This is a genomic window from Alsobacter soli (assembly GCF_003004785.1).
Lineage (GTDB): Bacteria > Pseudomonadota > Alphaproteobacteria > Rhizobiales > Beijerinckiaceae > Alsobacter > Alsobacter soli.
This window is the reverse complement of record NZ_PVZS01000004.1, coordinates 57526-78307: the sequence shown is the minus strand read 5'-3', so window position 1 is coordinate 78307 and position 20782 is coordinate 57526. Positions and strand designations below refer to the sequence as shown.

Sequence of the window (20782 nt, the reverse complement as noted above, 5' to 3'; positions counted from 1 at the left end):
AGCGCTGTGGCGCCACGACGCCACAGCGCCGCAGCTCAACTCCGCGTCGGCCGCCCCTCGAGCGGGTAGGCCGGATCGTTGTAGCCCGGCGTGGACGGGTGTCCCGCCGAAACGAGCCGGTCGATCAGCTCCTCGTCCTCGGGCGTGAACCGGTAGGAGAGGGCGGCCAGGTAGTCCGCCCACTGCTCCTCCGTCCGGGGCCCGCCGATCACCGACGTGACGAGACGATTGTTCAGCACCCATGCGATCGCCAGATGCGACGTCGCCGTGCCCTTTGCCTCGGCATGGCGTCGGATGTCCTGGGCGATCTGCAGCGACTCCGTCCGCCATTCGGTCTGCAACATGCGCGCGTCCTGCCGGCCCGCGCGCGTGCCCTCGGGCGGAGGCCGGTTCGGCTCGTACTTGCCGGTCAGCACGCCGCGCGCGAGCGGGCTGTAGGGGACGACGCCCAGTCCGAAGTGACCGCAGGCGGGCAGGTGCTCCACCTCGGGCATGCGGTTCATGGCGTTGTAGTAGGGCTGGCTCACCACCGGCCGGTCGATGCCGAGTTCGTCGGCGATGCGGCAGATCTCGGCCAGCCGCCAGGCGCGGTGGTTGGAGACGCCGAAATACCGGATCTTGCCCTGGCGCACGAGGTCGCCGATCGCCCGGACGGTTTCCTCCAGGGGCGTCGAGTGGTCTTCCTTGTGCAGGTAGTAGATGTCGATGACGTCCGTCCCGAGCCGCCGCAGGCTGGCCTCGGCCGCCTCCATCACGTAGCGGCGCGACAGCCCGCGCCCGTTCGGGCCGCGGCCCATGGGGTTGCCGACCTTCGTGGCCAGAACCCACCACGCGCGCTCGTCCCTGATGGCGCGGCCCACGATCTCCTCCGACCGCCCTTCGGCGTACATGTCGGCGGTGTCGATGAAGTTGATCCCGGCGTGGCGGGCGCTGGCGACGATGCGGCCGGAGGTCGCCTCGTCCGTCTGCGCCCCGAACATCATCGTGCCGAGGCACAGCGGCGAGACCTTGAGCCCGCTGCGCCCCAGGGACCGGTATTCCATGAGCGTTCTCCCATTGTTTCCCGGCGGACTGTCGCCCCGCAGGCCCGCCCTGGCAATCGGCTTCGGCGCCGGGGAGGACTCGTTTTGACGCAGGGCGGAACCGGGCCCCTGCGGCGGGATTGACCAAGCGAGACCCCCGACAGACCGCGCTCCATGGAGGCCGCCATGCCGCAACCCGCCATCGACGTGCCCACGCCCGGGCCCCCGCCCGTTCCAGGCGGAATCCCCGGCCGCGACCCTGCTCCCGGCGGCAACATCCCCTCTGAGACGCCTCCGGCGCCCGATCCGGACGAGCCTGCGCCGCCCACCGGCCCGCGCAGCCCCTATCCGGTCGATGATCCGCCGATCGGCGATCCACGCGGTCCCGGCTCCGAGCCGGACTACCTGCCCGGCCAGCCCACGGACCCCGGAACACGGTTCTGAGGTTTAAGGCTGCCGTGCTGCGCCCCGGGTCCGCCGTCCTCCTCGGACCCGGGGCCTCTGCGCGCCTTGCGCCAGACGCAGAGCCGCCCGGCGCTGGCGCGTCGCGCCTTGCCATTCGGCGGTCGGGCCGTCACCTTCTCGCGCCGAAACGGCCCGGGAAGGGCGTATACGAGGGCAGGTGACGCCGATGGCGGAAGAAATCAGGATCCAGGACGCCAACTTGCGCGCCGCGGTGCGCGGCATCTTCGCCGCCGCTGGCTCCAGCGAGCGCGAGCAGCACTTGGCGGCCAACCATCTGGTCGAGGCCAACCTGCGCGGCCATGACTCCCACGGCGTCGGCATGATCCCGGCCTACATCGCCAACTTCGCCGCTGGCGAGATGAAGCTGAACCACGCGCCCAAGGTGCTCGTCGACAAGGGCACGCTGCTGCTCTGCGACGGCGACCTCGGGCTCGGCCAGACCATGGCGCACGACAGCGTGGCCATGGCCATCGAGCGCGCGAAGCAGCACGGATCGTGCATCCTCTCGCTGCGCGCCAGCCACCACATCGGCCGCATCGGCCACTGGTCGGAGCAGTGCGCCGCCGAGGGGCTCATTTCGCTCCATTTCGTGAACGTGATCAGCGACCCGTCGGTGGCGCCGTTCGGCGGCCGCGCCGCGCGCGTCGGCACCAACCCGATCTCCATCGGCATCCCGCGGCGCGGGCAGGAGCCGGTCATCGTCGACTTCGCCACCAGCAAGCTGGCGGTCGGCAAGGTCCGCGTCGCCTACAACAAGGGCGTGGACGTGCCCCCGGGCGTTCTGCTCGACCACACCGGCGAGCCCACCACCAGCCCGGCGGCCCTCTTCGAGGAGCCTCGCGGCACGCTGCTGCCTTTCGGCGACCACAAGGGCTGGGGCCTCTCGCTCGCCTGCGAACTGCTCGCCGGCGCGCTTTCCGGCGGCGGCACCCAGCACCACCCGCGCCAGCGGCCGGCCATCATCAACAGCATGTTCTCCGTTATCGTGTCCCCGGAGGCGGTCGGCACGACCGAGACCTTCTTCCCGCAGATCGACGCGTTCATCGAGTGGGCGCGCACGCCCCTGCCCGGGCGGGACGCCGAGGTCCTGATCGCGGGCGAGCCCGAGCGTCGCACGCGCGCCGCGCGCCTGCGCGACGGCATCCCGGTGGACGTCACCACCTGGGAGCAGATCAACGGCGCGGCGGACACCGTCGGGCTGGCCCGGGCCCAGCTGCAGGCGCTTGCCGGGCTGGCCTGACGCCCCGGTTGCGCGCCCTCGGTCCGGCTCCGGCGTGAGCCGGACCGTTCCCGCATCGGCCCAGGGCCGGGCTTGCGAGCCTTGTCGCTCGCCGCCATAAGGAGCGCGCCCGCGGCGTCCGCGGGCGTGGACGGACCCGACATGAGAAGCTTGGACGAACGCCCAGCGGGCGAAGCTCCGGCCGCGCCCCGCGCAGCAGGGCCGCAGAGCGGCGCGTTCGTGACCCCGACCCCCGGCCCGCGGGGACGCTGGGCCTGGATCGGCACCGCCGCCAGCGTCCTGCTGTTCGTCATCTCGGCCGTGGTGCTGTGGCGCATCATGGCCGAGGTGAAGCTGTCGGACGTCCGCGACGCCTTCGCCCGCGCCGACCTGGAGAGCCTCGCCATTGCGGCCGGCTTCGTGACGCTGAGCTACACGCTGCTGACGGGCTACGACGCCCTGGCGCTCAGGCAGCTGAAGCTCAGGATTCCCTACCGCGTCACCGCCCTGGGCTCGTTCACCAGCTACGCCATCTCCTTCACGCTGGGCTTCCCCCTCGTGACGGCCGCCACGGTGCGCTACTGGATCTACGCGCCGCTCGGGGTCTCCGCCGGAAAGGTGGCGAGCCTGACCACGATCGCGGGCCTCACCTTCCTGCTCGGCATGGGCACAGTGGTGGGCCTGGGGCTGGTCTGGCAGGCTCCCGCCATCGCCGACATCAATAACCTCGCGGTGTTCGTGAACCGCTGGATCGGCGCCGCCGTCCTCGCGCTCATCGTCGGCTACCTGGCGTGGGTGGCCGTGAAGCGCCGGGCCGTACGGGTGCAGCGCTGGCGCCTGGAGTTGCCCAGCTTCAAGCTCTCGCTCGGGCAGATCGTGCTCGGCGCCGCGGAGGTCTGCTGCGCCAGCGCGGTGCTCTATGTTCTCATGCCTCCGGGCTACGGCGTCGAGTTCCAGACCCTGGCCGCCATCTACGCCTTCGCCTGCATCCTGGGCATGGTCAGCCACGCCCCCGGCGGGCTCGGCGTCTTCGAGAGCACCATGCTGCTCGCCTTCTGGCGCCTGCCCTATGGCGGGATGATCGGGGCGCTCCTGCTGTTCCGCATCTGCTACTATCTCGTGCCCTTCGTGGTGGCGCTGGCCCTGCTCGGGGCCATGGAGATCGTTCGCCGCGTCAAGGCCTTTCGGGCCGATGACGGGGAGGACGAGGATGAGATCGAGGTGGGCTCGGGTTGACCATGAGCGAAGTGGGGCAGGGACGGCTCGTCGCTTCCATCCTGGAAGCCATGCCCGACCCGGTCGTCGTGGTCGACCGGGAGCTCACGGTGGTGATGCGCAATGCCGCGGCCGCCAAGACCTGGCCTTCGCTGAAACCGGGGAAGCCGCTGTCGTTCACGCTGCGCGCCCCGGCCCTGATCGCAGCCGCGCAGGCGGCATCGCGCGGGCAGGGACCTGTATCGGACGAATATGAGGAGCGCGTGCCGGTGCAGCGCGTGTTCTCTTTCCAGGCTTCCGCTCTCCCGGACGGCTCGGAGGAGCACGGCGGCGCCCCCGCGGCCCTGATCGCCTTCCGCGACCTCACCGAGGCGCGGCGGCTGGAGAAGATGCGGGTCGACTTCGTCGCCAACGCCAGCCACGAGCTGCGCACCCCGCTGGCCTCGCTGCTGGGCTTCGTCGAGACGCTGGAAGGCCCGGCCAAAAACGATCCCGTCGCCCGCGAGCGGTTTCTCGCCATCATGCGGACCCAGGCCCAGCGCATGGCGCGCCTGATCGATGACCTGCTCTCGCTGTCGCGCATCGAAATGAGCGAGCACCGGCATCCCGACGCGCCCGTGGACATCGCCGCGGTCGCCAGGCAGGTGATCGATACGCTCCGCCCGATGGCGGACGACAAGGGTGTGGAGATCCGGCTCAACGCGCCGGATCCGGTGGTCGTCCCCGGGGACAGGGACGAGCTGCAGCGCGTTGCCGACAACTTGGTCGAGAACGCCATCAAGTATGGCCAGGCCGGCCGGCGCGTGGACGTCACGGTGGACGCAGTGCAGGAAGGCGGCCGGCCGCACGGGCGTCTGTCCGTGCGCGATTATGGGCCCGGCGTCGCTCCGGCCGATCTCCCCCGCCTGACCGAACGGTTCTATCGCGCCGAAACGTCCGACAAGTCGGGAACGGGGCTCGGCCTCGCGCTCGTCAAGCACATCGCGACGCGTCACCGTGGACGGCTGTCCGTCGAAAGCCGGAAAGGGGAGGGCGCGACATTCCGCGTCGCCATCCCTCAGTCGGCGCCCTAGATCATGCGCCGCCTCGACGGCGGACAGATGGACGGCTGTAATATGAATGTCATGGAGACGTCATAGACAGCAGCCGTGCAACAGCCCGGAGACGGCGTGATGACGACCGCCCCCCATATTCTCATCGTGGAGGACGAGGAGGCGCTGACGCTTCTGCTCCGGTACAATCTCGAGGCCGAGGGCTACCATGTCGAAGCCGTCGCGCGCGGCGACGAGGCGGACATCAGGATCCGTGAGCAGGCGCCCGACCTCGTCCTGCTTGACTGGATGCTGCCGGGCCTGTCCGGGATCGAGCTCTGCCGGCGCCTCCGCCAGCGCCCGGAGACCCAGCGGCTGCCGATCATCATGCTGACGGCCCGCGGCGAGGAAAGCGAAAGGGTGCGCGGCCTCGCCACCGGCGCGGACGATTACGTGGTCAAGCCCTTCTCCGTCCCGGAATTGGTGGCCCGCGTCCGCGCGCTCCTGCGCAGGGCCTCCCCGGAGCGCGTCGCCACCCTGCTCGAGTCCGGCGACATCGCGCTCGACCGGGAGACCCGCCGCGTCCGGCGCGCCGGGCGCGAGCTCAGGCTCGGCCCGACGGAGTTCCGGATGCTGGAATTTCTGATGGAGAAGCCGGGCCGCGTCTTCACCCGGTCGCAATTGCTTGATGGCGTCTGGGGCCATGACAGCGAAATTGACGAGCGCACGGTCGACGTCCACGTCGGGCGACTGCGCAAGGCGATCAACCGGCCGCGTGAAAAGGACCCGATCCGCACCGTCCGGGGCGCGGGCTATTCCTTCGACGAGACTTTCGCAAGGCGCTGAGCGACGGCGGGGCGGGAAGAACGCCCTCCCAAGCAACGGCTCTGAACGCGAATGGCCGGGCATGCCCGGCCATTGTTGCTTGAAGGCGCGAGCCTACGTCAGCTCGCCGCGAACTTCGCCGCCGACCGCCGGCGATCCAGCGACGGCTGGTAGGCGATCTGCGCGTGGAAGGGGCAATAGGGCGCGCCGGGCGGGGACTTGGCCCCGCAGAAGCGGAAATCCTCGCTCGTCGGGTCGCCATGCGGCCACCGGCACATGGTGTCCCGGAGCTCCATGATGGTCACCCGCTCCGACATCGGGATCACCACCTCGGCCACCGGCGCCGGCGCCAGCTCGACGAGGGGAGCCACGATCGGCGTCGCCTTGGGCATCACGGCGAGGTTGCCCCGCGCCACGGGCGAGGGCGCCGGCGCCGTGTGCGTCATCGGATGGCTCGGGGCCCGCGTGGCGGGCTTGCGCGGTCGCGCCTGCTGGGGCGCCGGCGACTTGGCCCGGCCGGACAGTCCCAGCCGATGCACCTTGCCGATCACGGCGTTTCGGGTGATCCCCCCGGCCAGCTCCGAGGCGATCTGACTCGCGCTCAAACCCTGGTTCCAGAGCTTCTTGAGGAGTTCGACCCGTTCATCGGTCCAGGACATCGGCCTCGTCTCCGTATCTCGTGTTGCCTCTGCGGACGCCCCGTCGGCTCTGCCGGCCGCTCTGTCGGACGCCCTTCGCCTGCCTCATCGGCCAGATTGAATCCCTCCGCGTTCGCCGCTCCGCCTGGGCGAAGCACGGGTTTTGGAACTCGTTCTGACTTCGTGGTTTGCCGCACCACATGTCGTATTCGACAGGTGGAAACCTACGATATCGCGTGACTCCGTCGCAAGAGTCCGGGGAATCATCCGGCGGCGGCGGCGGGCGTTTTCAACAAGGATCGTGGCAGGAAAGAGTCGGTTAAGGCATTGACCTGCGGAGCACGTTGCGCAAAGGCGCAGGACACTGATGCAGGCCTGTCACAGGCTACTTTTATTGACAGAAAAGCGGGAAATCCCCATAGTTCCGGCGCGCCGCCCCGGTCGGGCGGCGCTTCCTTTTTCAGGCCCCATCGAGGAAAGACGACCCGCCATGGCCGAAGAGAGCCCCAAGCCGTCGCCGCTGCTCCCCACCTTTGCGCGCGCGGACCTCTCCTTCGAGCGAGGAGAAGGCCCCTGGCTCTACACGGACCGAGGCGAGCGATACCTTGATTTCGGCGCCGGCATCGCCGTGAATTCGCTGGGCCACGCCCATCCGCACCTGGTGAAGGCGCTCGGCGAGCAGGCCGCCAAGGTCTGGCACGTCTCGAACCTGTACCGGATCCCCGAGGGCGAGAAACTCGCCCAGCGGCTCGTGGACGCGACCTTCGCGGACACGGCCTTCTTCTGCAATTCGGGCGCGGAGGCCAACGAGGCCGCCATCAAGATCGCGCGCAAGTACCACGCCGTGGGCGGCCATCCGGAGCGCTTCCGCATCATCACCGTGGAAGGCGCCTTCCATGGCCGCACCCTCGCGACCCTCGCGGCCGGCGGCCAGCAGAAGTACCTGGAAGGCTTCGGCCCCAAGGCCGAGGGCTTCGACCAGGTCCCCTACGGCGACATGGAGGCCCTCAAGGCCGCCATCACGCCCGAGACGGCGGCCATCATGGTCGAGCCGATCCAGGCCGAAGGCGGCGTGCGCGGCTTCACGCCCCAGCAACTGCGCGAAATGCGCGAGCTCTGCGACCAGAACGGCATCCTCCTCATCTTCGACGAGGTGCAGACGGGCGTGGGCCGCTCGGGCAAGCTCTTCGCCCATCAGCGCTCGGGCGTGACGCCCGACATCATGAGCGTCGCCAAGGGCATCGGCGGCGGCTTCCCGCTCGGCGTCTGCCTCGCCACCCGCGAGGCCGGCAGGGGCATGACCGCCGGCACGCACGGCACCACCTTCGGCGGCAACCCGCTCGCCATGGCGGTCGGCAACGCCGTGCTCGACGTGGTGCTCGAGCCGGGCTTCCTGGAGCGCGTGGAGCGCATCAGCCTCGTGCTGAAGCAGCGCCTCGCCGAACTCAAGGACCGCCACCCCTCGATCATCGCGGAGATCCGCGGCGAAGGGATGCTGCTCGGCGTGCGCACCAAGATCCCAAACACCGAGCTGGCCGCAGCCGCCCGCGAGGAGCATCTGTTGCTGGTCCCCGCTGGCGACAATGTGGTGCGTCTGCTTCCCCCGCTCGTCATAACCGAGGCGGATGTCTCGGAAGCCTTCGACCGGCTTGACCGGGCCTGCGCCCGGATCGAGGCCAGCAAGACGGGAGCCGCGGCATGAACGCGTCCGTCCGCCACTTCCTGGACCTGTCCACCTGCGAAAGCGCCGAGCTGCGCCGCATCATCGACGCCTCGGCGGCCATGAAGCAGGTCCGCCGCAAGGGCCAGCACGCCGCCGACCGCCCGCTCACCGGCAAGACGCTGGCGATGATCTTCGACAAACCTTCGACCCGCACGCGCGTTTCGTTCGACGTCGCGATGCGCGAACTCGGAGGGGAGACCATCATGCTCACGGGAGCGGAGATGCAGCTCGGCCGCGGCGAGACCATCGCCGACACCGCGCGCGTGCTCTCACGCTATGTCGACGCGATCGTCATCCGCATGCTGGACGCCAAGGCGGTCGCCGAGCTGGCGGAGTACGCCACCGTTCCGGTGATCAACGGCCTGACGAAGCTCTCGCACCCGTGCCAGATCATGGCCGACGTGCTGACCTTCGAAGAGAACCGCGGGCCCATCAAGGGCAAGACCGTGGCCTGGGTGGGCGACGCCAACAACGTGCTCGCCTCCTGGGTGCACGCGGCCGCGCGCTTCGACTTCCGCCTGAACATCGCCGCGCCGGAGCCGCTGGCGCCGCCGGCCGACCTGCTCGCCTGGGCCCGCCGCGAGGGCGCCCGCGTGGCCTCCATGGAGGATCCGGAGGAGGCCGTGACCGATGCGGACTGCATCGTGACGGACTGCTGGGTGTCCATGGGCGACGAAGACGCCGGCCGGCGTCACAACCTGCTCGCGCCCTACCAGGTCAACAGCAAGCTCATGAAGCTCGCCGACGACAAGGCCATCTTCATGCATTGCCTCCCGGCCCACCGCGGCGAGGAGGTGACGGACGAAGTCATGGACGGCCCTCAGTCCGTGGTGTTCGACGAAGCCGAGAACCGGCTGCACGCCCAGAAGGGCGTGCTTGCCTGGTGTCTCGGGGCCTTGGATCGATGACAGACACGCATCCTGAGCTCGACGACCTCGTTCTCCCGTTTGCGGTGGAGCCTCTGGAGGCCCGCGGGCGCGTCACGCGCCTCGGGCGTCTGGTGGATCGGATTTTGGAGCGCCACGCCTACCCGGGGCCGGTGTCCCGGCTGGTCGGCGAGATGGTGGTGCTCGCGGTCCTGCTCGGAACGTCCCTGAAATTCCAGGGCCGCTTCCAGCTGCAGACGCGCACCGATGGCGCGGTGGACATGCTCGTGGTCGATTTCGAGGCGCCCGACAAGGTTCGGGCCTACGCCCGCTACGACGGCGACCGCCTCGCCGAACTCGGTTCGGACGCCACGCCCGAGGCCCTGCTGGGCCGCGGCCATTTGGCGCTGACCATCGACCAGGGCGCCGAGATGTCCCGCTACCAGGGCATCGTCGCACTCGAGGGGCAATCCATCGAGGACGCGGCGCACCAGTACTTCCAGCAATCCGAACAGATCCCCACCCGGGTCCGCCTCGCCGTCGGCGAAACCGTGAACGGCGCCCGGCACGCCTGGCGCGCCGGCGGGATCCTGGTCCAGTTCCTGCCGTCCTCGCCTGACCGTCTCCGCCAGGCGGACTTGCACCCGGGCGACGCCCCCGAAGGGACCGCCCCTCACGCGGTGGCGGAAGATGACGCCTGGGTGGAAGCCCGCTCCCTCGTGGAGACGGTGGAGGACCATGAGCTCATCGACCCAACGCTGACCAGCGAGACGCTGCTCTACCGCCTGTTCCACGAGCGCGGCGTGCGCGTCTTCGAGCCGCAGCCGGTGGTCGAGCGCTGCCGCTGCTCGCGCGAACGCATCGTCGGGATGCTGCGCCAGTTCTCCGACGAGGAGCGCCACTCCATGGTGGGCGACGACGGCCGCATCGGCATCACCTGCGAGTTCTGCTCGACCCACTACCACGTCGAGCCGGAAGAGATCGGGGTGGACGAGTAGCGGCTTCGGCCCGCTCTCCCCCGCGCCGGGTCGCTTCCACGAAAATCCAGGCGGGTCGAAAGAAGGAGTTCGTACTCTCTTCCCGGCCGCGCGTGAACGTTTAAGCTTGCCCTTGCCCCGCTGGCCCGGAAGAGGCCGCGGCGGACAAGGGAGGTACGCGATGAGGAGGAGTCTGGGGGCCGCCGCCCTGGCCATGGCTTGCGCCCTGAATGCGGGAGCGGCCCGGGCCGCGCCCTACATGGTGGTCGGCTGTGACGAGAAGCTGGTCTGGGATGACGAGGGCAAGCCCGTGTTGTCGGCCCCCGGCAAGGACAACGTGCTGATCGTCGACCTCGCCAGCCCCGAGGATCCCAAGATCGTGGCCTCGCTGCCCCTCAAGAACTCGGTCGTTGGGCCGCCGGTGAACGTCGCGATCGACCCGACCGGATCCATCGCCCTCGTGGCCGATTCCGTGGACGTCATCAAGGACGGCGACACGCTCAAGCAGACGCCCGACAACAAGCTCTACGTCATCGACCTCAAGGCCACCCCGCCGAGGCTGGTCGACACGCTCCAGGTCGGCAAGATGCCGTCCGGGCTCGACATCAGCCCCAAGGGCGACATGGCGCTGGTGGCGAACCGCGGAGACAACGCCGTGGCGGTGCTGTCGATCAAGGGGACCGCGGTGAAGCTGGTGGACACGGTCCCGATGGGCGACGTCGTCTCCCATGTGGCCTTCACCCCGGACGGCAGGCGCGCCGTCGCGGTCAAATTCCCGGGCCACAAGGCGTCGCTGCTCGACATCAGCCCCGACGGAAAGGTCACCGCGTCCAAGCTCGATCTGCCGACCGGCCAGTGGCCCTATAACGTGGCGGTGGCGCCCGACGGCAAGCTCGCGCTGACCTCCGACAACGGCGCCGCCGGCGCGTCGGACGGCAGCGTGGACACGGTCAGCGTCATCGATCTCGCCGCCTCCCCGCCACGCATCGTGGATCGGGTCGTGGTGGGCGACGGGCCCGAGGGACTGGCCATCAGTCCGAAGGGCGACGTGGCGGTGGCCGTGATCCTCCGCGGTTCGAACGCCGCCAAAAACGCCTATTTCCGACAGCGCAACGGCGCCATCGACGTTCTCCGCATCGAGGCGGGCAAGGTTTCGAAGGTGAAGGAGATCGAGGTCGGCGGCTTGCCCGAGGCGGCGGTGTTCACCGCGGACGGGCGCTACCTGCTGGTCGGCAACTACCTCGACCAGGACTTCTCGATCTTCAGGGTGAACGGATCGGAGGTCACGGATACCGGCAAGCGCTTCAAGGTGCCCGGTCATCCCGCCTCGGCGCGCATGGGGCCGGGCTGAGGGGCAGCCCGCGGCGCGGCTTGGTCCGCGCCGCTTGCTTGTCGCCGTTCCTTCACGCCCAGGCGGAGCCGCTTCATGTTGCGTCCGATGATGGCCGGGGCCGTTTGGCTGTCCCTGCTCGCGGCCGGACTGAACATGTGCGCCAGCGCGGCGAAGGCGGAGGCGGTCAAGGCCGTCCCCACTTCACGCTTCCTGGACAGCATCGGGGTCGTCTCGACGTTCCCGGATCGGGGCCAGCCGCTGGCGCGCACGATCGAGATGATCCGCTACGCCGGCTTCCGATGGGTGCGGGCGGGCATCGAGGGCCTGACCGACGAAGGGCCGACCACGCTGCAGACTTTCCTCGATCTGCACCGCGAGACGGGCGTGCGGCTGAACTGGGGTCTGGTGAGCGGCGGGTCCGACCTCGATAAGCTGCTGAGGACCGGCAGGGTCCTCGCCCAGGCCGGCGCCCTGCTCGCGTTCGAGGGCAACAACGAACCGAACAACTTCCCGGTCACCTACCAAGGCGAAAGGGGAGGGGGGCGCCAGCCGTCCTGGCTCCCTATCGCGCGGCTCCAGCGCGATCTCTACGCCGCCGTGAAGGCCGACCCTGTTCTGGCGCCCTATCCGGTCTGGTCGGTCTCTGAGCCGGGGGCCGAACGCGACAACGTCGGCCTCCAGTTCCTGGCGATCCCGCGCGGGGCCGAAGCCCTGATGCCGGATGGCGCGCGCTACGCGGACTACGCCAACGTCCACAACTACCTCTATCACCCGCACGCGCCCCATCTCGCGGACAACAAGGCCTGGGACGCCGCGGATCCGACGGCCTCGTCCAGGGTGGACGGGCTGTTCGGAAACTACGGCCTGACCTGGCTGAGGCGCTTCAAGGGTTATCCCGAGGGCGAACTCGCCAACCTCCCGCGCGTCACCACGGAAACCGGCGCCCTGATCGGCGGCTCGGTGACCGAGGCCCTGCACGGGCTGAACCTGATGAACCTCTATCTCGCGCAGTTCAAGCGAGGCTACGCCTACACGTCAGTCTATCTGTTGCGCGACCGTACCGATGAATCCGGGAACCAGAGCTACGGCTTCTTCCGGCCGGACTACACGCCCAGGAAGGCGGCCGACTATCTGCACAATCTAACCGCCATTCTCGCCGACCGCGGCGTCCCCCCCGCGCCTGGCCAGCTCGACTACACGGTGAGGCCGCAGCCCGCCACGGTGCATGATCTCCTCCTGCAACGAAGCGACGGAGCGTTCCAGCTCATCGTCTGGGGCGAGCGCCTGGCGGGAGAGGATCGCGTCACCGTCGCGTTGGCCGAAGAGGCCGCCGCCATCGCCATCTACGACCCGACGGTCGGCGCTGATCCCATCCGGCGCCTGCAGAAGGTTGGCGCGCTGGAACTCGCGCTGAGCGATCACCCCCTGGTCCTCGAGATCCGGTCCGGCGGCCTCTCAAAATGAGGGGTCGTCCATTGCGCGACGCGGCTCGCCGTCTCACCTGACAGAAGGCGGATCCCAGACCGAACCGATTGCTCAAAGTCCCGGCGCATAGATCGGCAGCATGCGGAAACGGTCTAGAGGGACGGATGCAAGGTCCTTCGGCGGCTGGTCGACATCGATGATCAGCCCCGCGAGGTCTCCGTCGAGCAAGCGTCGAACCGCCTTGTTCTCGTCGACGCTGGCGAGATCGCCATCGAGATGCGCAAGGCGCAGCGCGGCGTCGACATGGGCTTTTGCGACCTTGCCGAGGGGCGCCATCCCGATCGCCTTGCCGCCAAGGTCGGCCAGGCGGGAAACCGAGCTTCGGGTCAGCACATAGGCCGCGAGAGGCTCCGCCGCGGGCGCCGCGGCCGGCTGCGCGCTCCCGGGTTTCTGGATCGGCGGCTGGCCGCTGTGGGGCGCACGAGCGCCGGCTTCGGGGGCGCGGCGGCTGCGATCCGCGCTCTTGCGTCCAGCCTTCGCCAGTTTGACCGTGGGCGATGCGAGGTCCGCGGCCGGAAATTGGGACTGAGGCGACGACGCGTCCGCGTCTTCGGGCGACGCCGCCAAGAACCCATCCATGGGGGGCGGCGCCTCCACCCTGCGCGTGCCTGGCGCCGGCGTCTGGAGCGCGCGCGACCTGGCGGCTGTGGGATGCGGGCTGGCCGCCTTCCGCGCATTCGGGCGGGCGGATACATCCCGACCGCCGGACGCTGGCGCCTCCGCCCCGCTCGGGGCCGGCGTGGACGCCCAGGTGACCCAGTCCTCGCACGGGTCGCTGCAGGGCGGCGTAGGCGCGGGCCGGCGGGCAGCCAGGGCCTCGGCCGCGGCCGGCGCTGCCGCCGCAATCGCGAGGCAGGCGGACAGGATGCGAAGAAGCCTATTGGCGATCATGGCGGGATGGGCATCGTCGGAGCCGCCTTGAGGGCGACATCCGACGGTGGTCGCGAACCCACCCCGCTTGCAAGGGATCATCCGGATAAGGCTGGCGCCCGGATGGTCGCCGTTCGACCAATCCAGGGGGCCAGCTTCCGGCAGTCCGACGGGGGGCGCCGAGCAGCGATCGCCCGAACCGGATCGAGCGCGTCCAGGGCGCTGCCGATCCACGATGCAAGACCTGAAAATCACGCCGGGCCGCCCGTTCGGCCTCGCTGGCGCGCGCTTCGGGCCGGTTTGACGGCCCTCCCAGACACCCGGTCTCGCCCGCCCTGGTCTGCCCAGCCGCGTCTCTGTTTGTCCTCCTGCTCCAGAAGCCCGTGGTACTCCGCCCGCGAGCATGCAGGCCGCCATGCCCGAACTGACTAATCCTAACGGCAAAGCGGCTGAACAAAAAGCCTATCTTGCTGGTGCAGGTACGATCTGGAACAAATCAGGCCTCCTGAATGGACCTCCCGGAAGGGGGCCGAAAGGATCGGAGTCATTCAGTGCTTCATTCGACCTTCGGCAATGCCAGCGTTTCACCGAAGTACTCCGAGATCACGAGTGTTGTCGGGAAAGAGCCACCTTCAGGACTTGAACTCGCATCGTGCGTCGACGCCTCGCAGGCGCCGGTCACTGTGGGGTGCTTTCCGTTTCCGCTTGATCCCGCCGGCGCCGACCCGACCGGCGTCGACGTGGCGTCGAGACCCGACGTGCTGGTCCGTACGGCGGACGTGGGGATCAATCAGCTTCGCGTCCTTCCTTCCCTTCGTGCGATCCTGCCCGTTATCGACGCGAGCTTCGCCCACGGCGCCGCCGCGTATCCTACCGACGAACTTCACCTGCCGGTGCGAAGCCGTGAGGCGCTGGCCGAGGCCCTGAGCGAGTTGCGGCCGATGATCGAGCGCCTGCGGACGCTCCCGGCCAGCATCTGGGCGTCCACCGACCCGCGGCTTCTCCTGCTGGCGCGACTGAGCGTGCGGGAGCGCCCGCTTCAGCCGAGGCGCGACCCGCGCGTGCCGGAGACCGTTCGATTTCCGGACGAGGCGATCTTCCCTGGGTTGGGGCTCATGGCGGAGCGGCTCGCCGACCAGGGCTTCCTGCGCCGCGTCTTTTTCGACCGGCTGACCGTGTGCCCGCGCTGCGCCTCCGCGCGCCTCAGCCTGCGCGAGCTTTGCTGCTCCTGCCACAGCGCGGACCTGAAGGAGCAGGCGATCATTCACCACCTGCGGTGTTCCGCGCAGGCTCCCGAACAGGACTTCCGGCAAGGCTCCCGGCTGGTGTGCCCGCACTGCCGTCGAGACCTCGAATATTTCAGCGTCGACTACGACCGTCCCGGATCGGTTCTGGTTTGTGGCGCATGCGGCCACGCCTCCTCGGACAGCGCGGTCGGCTACGTCTGCCTGGATTGCGCCGCCGAGGGCGATGCGGAGCAGACCAGCACGCGCCCGGTCTGGTCGTATGAGCTCACCGAGGCGGGACGCTGCCAAGTCCTCTCGGGCTTCCCCCTGCCGGAGGCCGACGGGCGCCCGATCCGTGAGCGCGTCGCCGCCTTCCTGGCCAAAGCCAAGACCTCGAGGGAGCCAGCCTGCATCCTCGTCGCACGCCTGCACCGGGGCGCCCGTCCTGCCAGGGACTGGGAACAGGTCTGCGGGCTCTTCGGCCACGTCTTCGCCGAGACCTTCACCATCGACACGGAAACGATAGCGAGCCCGCCGATTTTCCTCGCCTTCCTGCAGGGCGATTCCAAGGAGGACGTCGTCGCCGAACTGCCCCGGATCAGGCAGGCTCTGGAAAGCCTGCTGCGTGATCCTCCGGAGGCCGACTACGGCGTCTACGGCCTGGAGGATGTCGAGCCTCTTCTTGCCGGCGCGGCCGGGTGAGGCGCGCGTGGGCGGGTTGGCGGAGACCCTGGGGACGAGCTGGCGGCTGCTCTGGGAGTTGCCGGGGTGGTCCGTGATCGCCTTGTTCTGGCTCACCTTCGTGGCCGAGTTGCCGCGCTACTTCCTGGGCGTGCAGGCCACTGCGGCCATGCTGCTGTTTCGCGAGCGTCGCCGTCACGGCCCGATTGGGCCGCTTCCGCGCGTATCCATTCTCCTGGCTGGCCATAACGAGGAGGACGCGATCGAGAAGTGCGTGCGCTCCCTCCGGCAGCAGACCTTCAACGACTTCGAGATCATCTGCGTCGACGACGGCTCCACCGACGCCACCTTCGAGATCATGAAGCGGCTACGGCGCGAAGGACTCGTCGAGGCGGCCATCCGCCTGGACCTGCGCGGCAGCAAGCCTTCGGCGCTCAATCTGGCGGCCAGCGTGGCGCGGGGCGACGTGTTCGTCGTGGTGGACTGCGACTGCTCGTTCGAACCCAATGCGATCGAGGAGCTGCTGCGCCCACTCGCCGAGGACCCGGCCCTGGCGGGCGTGGCTGGAAACATCCTGGTGCGCAACTGGCGCAAGTCGATCGTCTCCTCCCTCCAGGGCATCGAGTACCTCGTGTCGATCTCGCTGGGAAAAGCCTACGCGGATGTCCTCGGCCAGGTCGCTTGCATCTCGGGCGCCTTCGGGGCGTTTCGCCGCCGGCCCTGGATGCGCGTCCACGGCATGGACACGGGTGGCGGAGAGGACTTCGACTTCACGGTCCGCCTCCGCATGGCCGGCTACAAGGTCGCCTTCGCGCGCCATTCCATCTGCTACACGGACGTTCCCGACACGCTCTACGCGCTGTTGCGCCAGCGCCACCGGTGGGAGCGCGACACCTTCTGGGTGCGGATGCGCAAGTACAAGCGCCTGTTCAACCCGTTTCGCCAGGGCTTTCGCTGGACGGAGACGCTGCACCAGTGGGATTTCGTGCTGTTCAACCTGCTGCCGACGGTCGTCTTCCCTTTCTACGTCACCTGGCTGGTGACGACCTATGGCGGCTTCGGGATCGTGCTCCTGGGATCCGTGTCGATCTTCCTGCTGAGCTTCGACGTCCTGTTCTTCTGCTGCGCGCTGCTCGTCTCCGGTCACTTCCGCTACTGGAGGCTGCTGGCCTTTGTGCCGTTGTTCGGCCCGTTCCAGTCTTACCTGATGCGGCTCGACCGGCTCTACGCCTTCGCCACGGAGTGGATCTTCTCCCGCTCGCTGCGGGACAACTACACGCCCCAGAAGATCCGCGACTGGGCCACCTGGAAATAGGGGAAAAGTCATGGCCATCAAATCCTTGCGCGTGCGCCCGCGGCCCGACAACCTCGCCAACCAGGCTCGCCAGTCGCAGTCGCTCGCCCGCAGGATCTATCTCGGGGCGTTGGTGGCCGGCGCCGGCTGGATCGCCTACAGCGTGGCCGGCCCGTTGCTGCTGCTGGCGGCCGACGGGCTCGTGATGCAGGACCGCGAAGTGGTCGGGGCGGAATACACCGCCCAGGTCGTGTCCGTTTCGGTGAAGCCGGGAGACCGGGTCGCGCAAGGGCAGCCGATCGCCTCCGTCGTGTCCACCCAGATGCTCGACCTCGTTTCGGATCTGGAGACGCGCCTCGCCCAGTCGCAGACCCGCCGCCTGCAGATCGAAGCGCGCCTCGGCGCCATTCAGTCCACGCTGCCCTCGGCGGAACGCCGCGCCCAGGACGCGGAGGCCGCCTGGAGCGTGGTCGACAAGGCCGGGCAGAAGGGGTTCTCCACGGTGACCCGCCGCGCCGAACTCGCGCACGAGCGCTATGAAGCGGCCCGGGAGGAGGCGAGCCTCCGGGCCGAACGATCGAGCCTCGTCGCCGAGCTCGACACACTGGCGGCCAACCGCGAGCGCCTGACGGCGGCCCTCGACAAGGCCCGCACGGCCTACCGCGACGGCATCATCGTGGCGCCCGTGGACGGCACGGTGGGCGCAAGGGTGGCGTCGCCCGGATCGGTGCTGCGCCCCGGGGAGGCCGTCGCGGACCTTCACCATGGGCGCAAGTTCGTGGTCGCCTATGTGCCGACCAATCGCCTCTACGCCATCCATCGGGGCGACGCCGTCGTGGTGAGCGACGGCGCGACGCGCCGGGAAGGCCGGGTGGAGCGCATCGAGGGACTGACGGACACGCTGCCCGGCGAGTTCCAGCCCAACTTCGCCGCGATAGAGCGCCGCCAGGTGATCCGGGTGGGGCTCGAGGACGGAACGGTGTTCCCCCTTCAGGCGAAGATCACGGTGAGCACCCCGCTCGCGCCGGCGAACCTGATCGACAAGGCCCAGAGCCTGGTCGTGAGCGCGGCGGCAGCGGCGGCCTCCGTGGCGATGGGACGCGGACATGACCCGCACGTCGTGGTCAGCCGCAACGACCCTTAGGGCTCTTCGCCGGTGACGGGCGCGCTCCTCACCCGTCGGACGATGTGCGCCATGCTGGGCGCCGCCTCTGTCGGTCAGGCGCGGGCCGCTCAGGCCATTGATGGTTGGCCGGGTATCCCCAAGGCGGCGTGGGTCTGGGGCGAGCCCCTGCTCAGGCCGCAGGATTTCGCCGGCTTATGCGCGCGGCAGACGATCGGGACCGTGTTTCTGTACACGAGTCCCGCGGGCGCCGAGGCGCTCCTGGGCGGCAGGGGGCCGGCGCCGGACGTCGTCGCCGGTCTCCGTCGCCAGGGCGTCCGCGTCTTCGGCAGCCTGGGCGAGCCCGACTGGGCCGACGGGCCGGCGCGCCTGCCCGAGCACCTCGCCCTGGTCGGCCGCTGCGTGCGCGCGGGGCTGCTGGACGCGCTGCACCTCGACGTCGAGCCGCAGGCCCGACGGGAGTGGCGCGACCCGGGCGCGCGTGGCGCCCTCGCCGAAGGGACCATGCGCTTCTTCGCCCAGGTCCGGGCCAACTGGCCGGACGCCGAGATCGACGCCGCCGTGAACCCGATCTTCGCCGCCACCCAGGGCGCAGACGGCGCCCTCCTGGACGGCCTGCTCCGCAGCGTCTCCTCCGTCTCCGTGATGGCGTATCGCAGCAGGGTGGAGCGCGCGCTCGCCTGGGCGGAGCCGTCCGCGCGCGCGTGCGCGCGAGCGCGCCGCCCCTGGCGGCTGGGCGTGCTCGTGGAGCCCAACCCCGACGAACCCGGGACAAGTTGGTCGTCGGCGCCGCGGGACGACTTCGTCGGGGGATGCGCCGCCATGCATGCGGGCGCGGCTGCGCTCGGGCCCGGCCTCTACCGGGGCCTCGCCTTCCAGGAGCTGGAAGCCCTGCGGCGCATGCTGGAAGGGTGAGCCCTCCGCCCCCGCCTCTCTTCAGGCGGCGGGCCGCACGCCGCGGACGAAGTTCTCCAACTCCCCGGCGACCGCGCTGATATGCCGGGCGTGGGACTCGGCCCCCTGCGCGACCCGGTCGGCAGCCTCCACGGCGCCATGCACGTGCGTGTCGGAGCGCTCCAGGAGCTCTGCCAGCTTCTCGACCTGCCGGGATGAATCCTCCGTGGCCGAACCGATCCGGTGCGCCGCGCCGGCGCACTGCTCCGACGAACAGGCGAGGTCCGACGCCGAGGCGCCCAGGCGCGTCGAATCCTGCGCGACCGACGTGATCGAGACGACCGTGCGCGCGACGGCGGCGTGAATGCGCGCCACGAGGGCGCCGATCTGGCTGGCGGCCTGGGCGGATTGGGTCGACAGCGCCTTCACCTCGTTGGCCACCACGGCGAAGCCGCGGCCGGCTTCGCCCGCGCGCGCCGCCTCGATGGTGGCGTTGAGGGCCAGGAGGTTCGTCTGCGCCGCCACCTCCCCGATCGCCGACACCATCCGGTCGATCTCCTGCGAGTCGCGCGACAGCTCCTCCACATCGGCCAGCGAACGCATGACGTCTTCGGCGTTGACCCGAGCGGTCTCCGCCATGGCTTGCGTGGTCGAGGCCACGGCCGCGGCGGAGGCGGCGAGCGCGACGGCGTCGGCCCGCAGTCGCCCGGCGGTCTTCACGGTCTGCAGCGCCACTCCTTTGGCCAGGCTGGTGGCGGTCGAGGCCTCATGCGCGCGCCCCAGCATGGCTTCCATTTCGGCGCGGATCTCCCCTGCCGAGGAGGCGAGCGCGGCGACCGCCGCTCCCAGCTGATCCTCCAATCGCTCCGCCGTCTCGGCCATGACGCGTCGCTTGGTCTCCTCCGCGCGCTGCTCTTCGGCGACGCGTTCGGTCACGTCCACCACGACGCCATCCCAGATCAGGCTGCCGCCTTCGAGCCGAGGAACTGCGTCCCATTGCAGCCAGACCGTCGCGCCCCGGAGAATGTAGCGCCCGCGAAAGGAGCCCGGCGCAAGCGTTGACGCCGACTCCGCCAGGGCGGCCCGGTAGCGGGGGAGGTCGTCGGGGTGCAGGGCGGTGAGCAGAACGCGCGGATCGGCCAACAGCTGGGCGGCGCTGATCCCGATCAGGCCATGGATGCCTTCCGACACATAGGTGAAACGCATGGCTCCATCATCGTCGCGAACGAACTGAAACACGCTGCCCTTGATGTTGCGCACCAGCGCCTGCAGGCGCCGGTCGGCGTCGGCGAGGTCGCGCGCCGCGCGCAACTGCCTCATGTTCCAGGCGAGCAGCCGACCCATGAGGTAGGCCAGTCCGGCGTTCGCGGCGCCGGTCACCAGCAGGAACGGGGCGAGCGCCTCGATCTGCGACCGGCTGCCGAGGCCGAGCACGCCGCCCACGGTGGCGAGCCCTGCGATGACGGCGTAGGCGGGGAGATCCTCGCGCCACCGCCCTGGTCGCCACGACGCCAGCAGCGCCGCGGCGCCCACGGCGACGGCGATGCTGGCGAGCCCGGGAACCATGCCGACGCCGCCCATGTGCCAGCGCAGGGCGGCGACCAGCGTCCCGGCGATCCAGGCCGCCCACGGGCCCCCCCAGGCCGCGGCGATGACCAGGACCGCGTTGCGACCGTCGAAGGCGAAGCCTTCGAGGAGGCGGACCGGGTCCGCCATGCTCAGCCCCGCGATGGCGGCGAACACGAGGCCGATGGCGAGCGGGCGCGTGGCGCCGAGCCGCGCCGTCCAAGGACTCAGGACGCTCGCCGCCAGGAGCGCGCAGATCAACTGTGACGCATTGTGAAAGTAGGCCAGAGCGACGTGCAGCGATGTCATGCCGCGACTGTGCGGGTCAA

General features: G+C 69.8%; 18 protein-coding genes. 14 read left to right on the top strand and 4 right to left on the bottom strand.

The features are described from left to right. Nucleotides 1–35: 35 nt before the first annotated feature. Entirely contained in the window at nucleotides 36–1043 is a 1008-nt protein-coding gene (locus SLNSH_RS04680) for an aldo/keto reductase (RefSeq protein ID WP_106335512.1), read from the bottom strand. A gap of 186 nt (nucleotides 1044–1229) precedes the next feature. On the opposite strand from SLNSH_RS04680, the gene SLNSH_RS04675 reads away from it, so the two are divergent. The 5 genes from SLNSH_RS04675 (at nucleotide 1230) to phoB (ending at nucleotide 5798) form a co-directional block, all read left to right on the top strand. Further along, entirely contained in the window at nucleotides 1230–1466 is a 237-nt protein-coding gene (locus tag SLNSH_RS04675; protein ID WP_425352978.1) for a hypothetical protein, read from the top strand. 187 nt (nucleotides 1467–1653) lie between these two features. Further along, complete coding sequence (locus SLNSH_RS04670) at nucleotides 1654–2727, top strand: malate/lactate/ureidoglycolate dehydrogenase (RefSeq protein ID WP_106335511.1); 1074 nt, start codon at nucleotides 1654–1656, stop codon at nucleotides 2725–2727. A 219-nt stretch (nucleotides 2728–2946) separates the two neighbouring features. Beyond that, nucleotides 2947–3942 carry a lysylphosphatidylglycerol synthase domain-containing protein gene (locus SLNSH_RS04665; RefSeq protein WP_245422049.1) on the top strand — a complete coding sequence of 332 codons (996 nt, stop codon included), beginning with the start codon at nucleotides 2947–2949 and terminating at the stop codon, nucleotides 3940–3942. A 2-nt stretch (nucleotides 3943–3944) separates the two neighbouring features. Further along, a complete protein-coding gene (locus tag SLNSH_RS04660; protein ID WP_106335510.1) occupies nucleotides 3945–4994 on the top strand; it encodes an ATP-binding protein in 1050 nt (349 codons plus the stop codon). A 99-nt stretch (nucleotides 4995–5093) separates the two neighbouring features. Continuing rightward, nucleotides 5094–5798: a phosphate regulon transcriptional regulator PhoB gene (phoB, locus tag SLNSH_RS04655; RefSeq protein WP_106335509.1), complete on the top strand. Its 705-nt coding sequence runs from the start codon at nucleotides 5094–5096 to the stop codon at nucleotides 5796–5798. A 98-nt stretch (nucleotides 5799–5896) separates the two neighbouring features. On the opposite strand, the gene SLNSH_RS04650 is transcribed toward phoB, so the two are convergent. Further along, on the bottom strand, nucleotides 5897–6436 hold the full coding sequence (locus tag SLNSH_RS04650) for a GcrA family cell cycle regulator (RefSeq protein ID WP_106335508.1): 540 nt from the start codon (nucleotides 6434–6436) through the stop codon (nucleotides 5897–5899). Nucleotides 6437–6905: 469 nt separating this feature from the next. Between SLNSH_RS04650 and SLNSH_RS04645 the strand changes: the two genes are divergently transcribed. From SLNSH_RS04645 to SLNSH_RS04625, 5 genes are all read left to right on the top strand, one after another. Next, nucleotides 6906–8117 (top strand): aspartate aminotransferase family protein, encoded by a 1212-nt coding sequence (locus SLNSH_RS04645; protein WP_106335507.1) that lies wholly within the window; start codon nucleotides 6906–6908, stop codon nucleotides 8115–8117. Further along, entirely contained in the window at nucleotides 8114–9046 is a 933-nt protein-coding gene (gene argF, locus SLNSH_RS04640; RefSeq protein ID WP_106335506.1) for an ornithine carbamoyltransferase, read from the top strand. Before SLNSH_RS04645 ends, argF begins: the two co-directional genes overlap by 4 nt. Next, on the top strand, nucleotides 9043–10002 hold the full coding sequence (locus SLNSH_RS04635) for an Hsp33 family molecular chaperone (protein WP_106335505.1): 960 nt from the start codon (nucleotides 9043–9045) through the stop codon (nucleotides 10000–10002). The genes argF and SLNSH_RS04635 overlap by 4 nt, the downstream gene beginning before the upstream one ends. 160 nt (nucleotides 10003–10162) lie before the next feature. After that, nucleotides 10163–11332 carry a YncE family protein gene (locus tag SLNSH_RS04630; RefSeq protein ID WP_245422047.1) on the top strand — a complete coding sequence of 390 codons (1170 nt, stop codon included), beginning with the start codon at nucleotides 10163–10165 and terminating at the stop codon, nucleotides 11330–11332. Nucleotides 11333–11407: 75 nt separating this feature from the next. Then, nucleotides 11408–12778, top strand: coding sequence for a glycosyl hydrolase (locus tag SLNSH_RS04625; RefSeq protein ID WP_106335504.1), 1371 nt, complete (start codon nucleotides 11408–11410; stop codon nucleotides 12776–12778). Nucleotides 12779–12850: 72 nt separating this feature from the next. On the opposite strand, the gene SLNSH_RS04620 is transcribed toward SLNSH_RS04625, so the two are convergent. After that, nucleotides 12851–13378 (bottom strand): hypothetical protein, encoded by a 528-nt coding sequence (locus SLNSH_RS04620; protein ID WP_106335503.1) that lies wholly within the window; start codon nucleotides 13376–13378, stop codon nucleotides 12851–12853. Nucleotides 13379–14427: 1049 nt separating this feature from the next. On the opposite strand from SLNSH_RS04620, the gene SLNSH_RS04610 reads away from it, so the two are divergent. The 4 genes from SLNSH_RS04610 to SLNSH_RS04595 are packed head-to-tail and all read left to right on the top strand — an operon-like array spanning nucleotide 14428 to nucleotide 18908. Continuing rightward, the gene (locus SLNSH_RS04610; protein ID WP_106335501.1) at nucleotides 14428–15597 is read left to right on the top strand and encodes a TackOD1 domain-containing metal-binding protein; all 1170 of its coding nucleotides are present in this window, start codon (nucleotides 14428–14430) and stop codon (nucleotides 15595–15597) included. Between the two features lie 7 nt (nucleotides 15598–15604). Beyond that, nucleotides 15605–16891, top strand: coding sequence for a glycosyltransferase family 2 protein (locus SLNSH_RS04605; RefSeq protein WP_158266679.1), 1287 nt, complete (start codon nucleotides 15605–15607; stop codon nucleotides 16889–16891). Between the two features lie 10 nt (nucleotides 16892–16901). Beyond that, complete coding sequence (locus SLNSH_RS04600; protein ID WP_106335499.1) at nucleotides 16902–18014, top strand: HlyD family secretion protein; 1113 nt, start codon at nucleotides 16902–16904, stop codon at nucleotides 18012–18014. 51 nt (nucleotides 18015–18065) lie between these two features. Continuing rightward, nucleotides 18066–18908 carry a hypothetical protein gene (locus tag SLNSH_RS04595; protein WP_106335498.1) on the top strand — a complete coding sequence of 281 codons (843 nt, stop codon included), beginning with the start codon at nucleotides 18066–18068 and terminating at the stop codon, nucleotides 18906–18908. A gap of 21 nt (nucleotides 18909–18929) precedes the next feature. Here SLNSH_RS04595 and SLNSH_RS04590 read toward each other — a convergent pair whose 3' ends face one another. Further along, nucleotides 18930–20762, bottom strand: coding sequence for a methyl-accepting chemotaxis protein (locus SLNSH_RS04590; protein ID WP_106335497.1), 1833 nt, complete (start codon nucleotides 20760–20762; stop codon nucleotides 18930–18932). Nucleotides 20763–20782 lie beyond the last annotated feature (20 nt).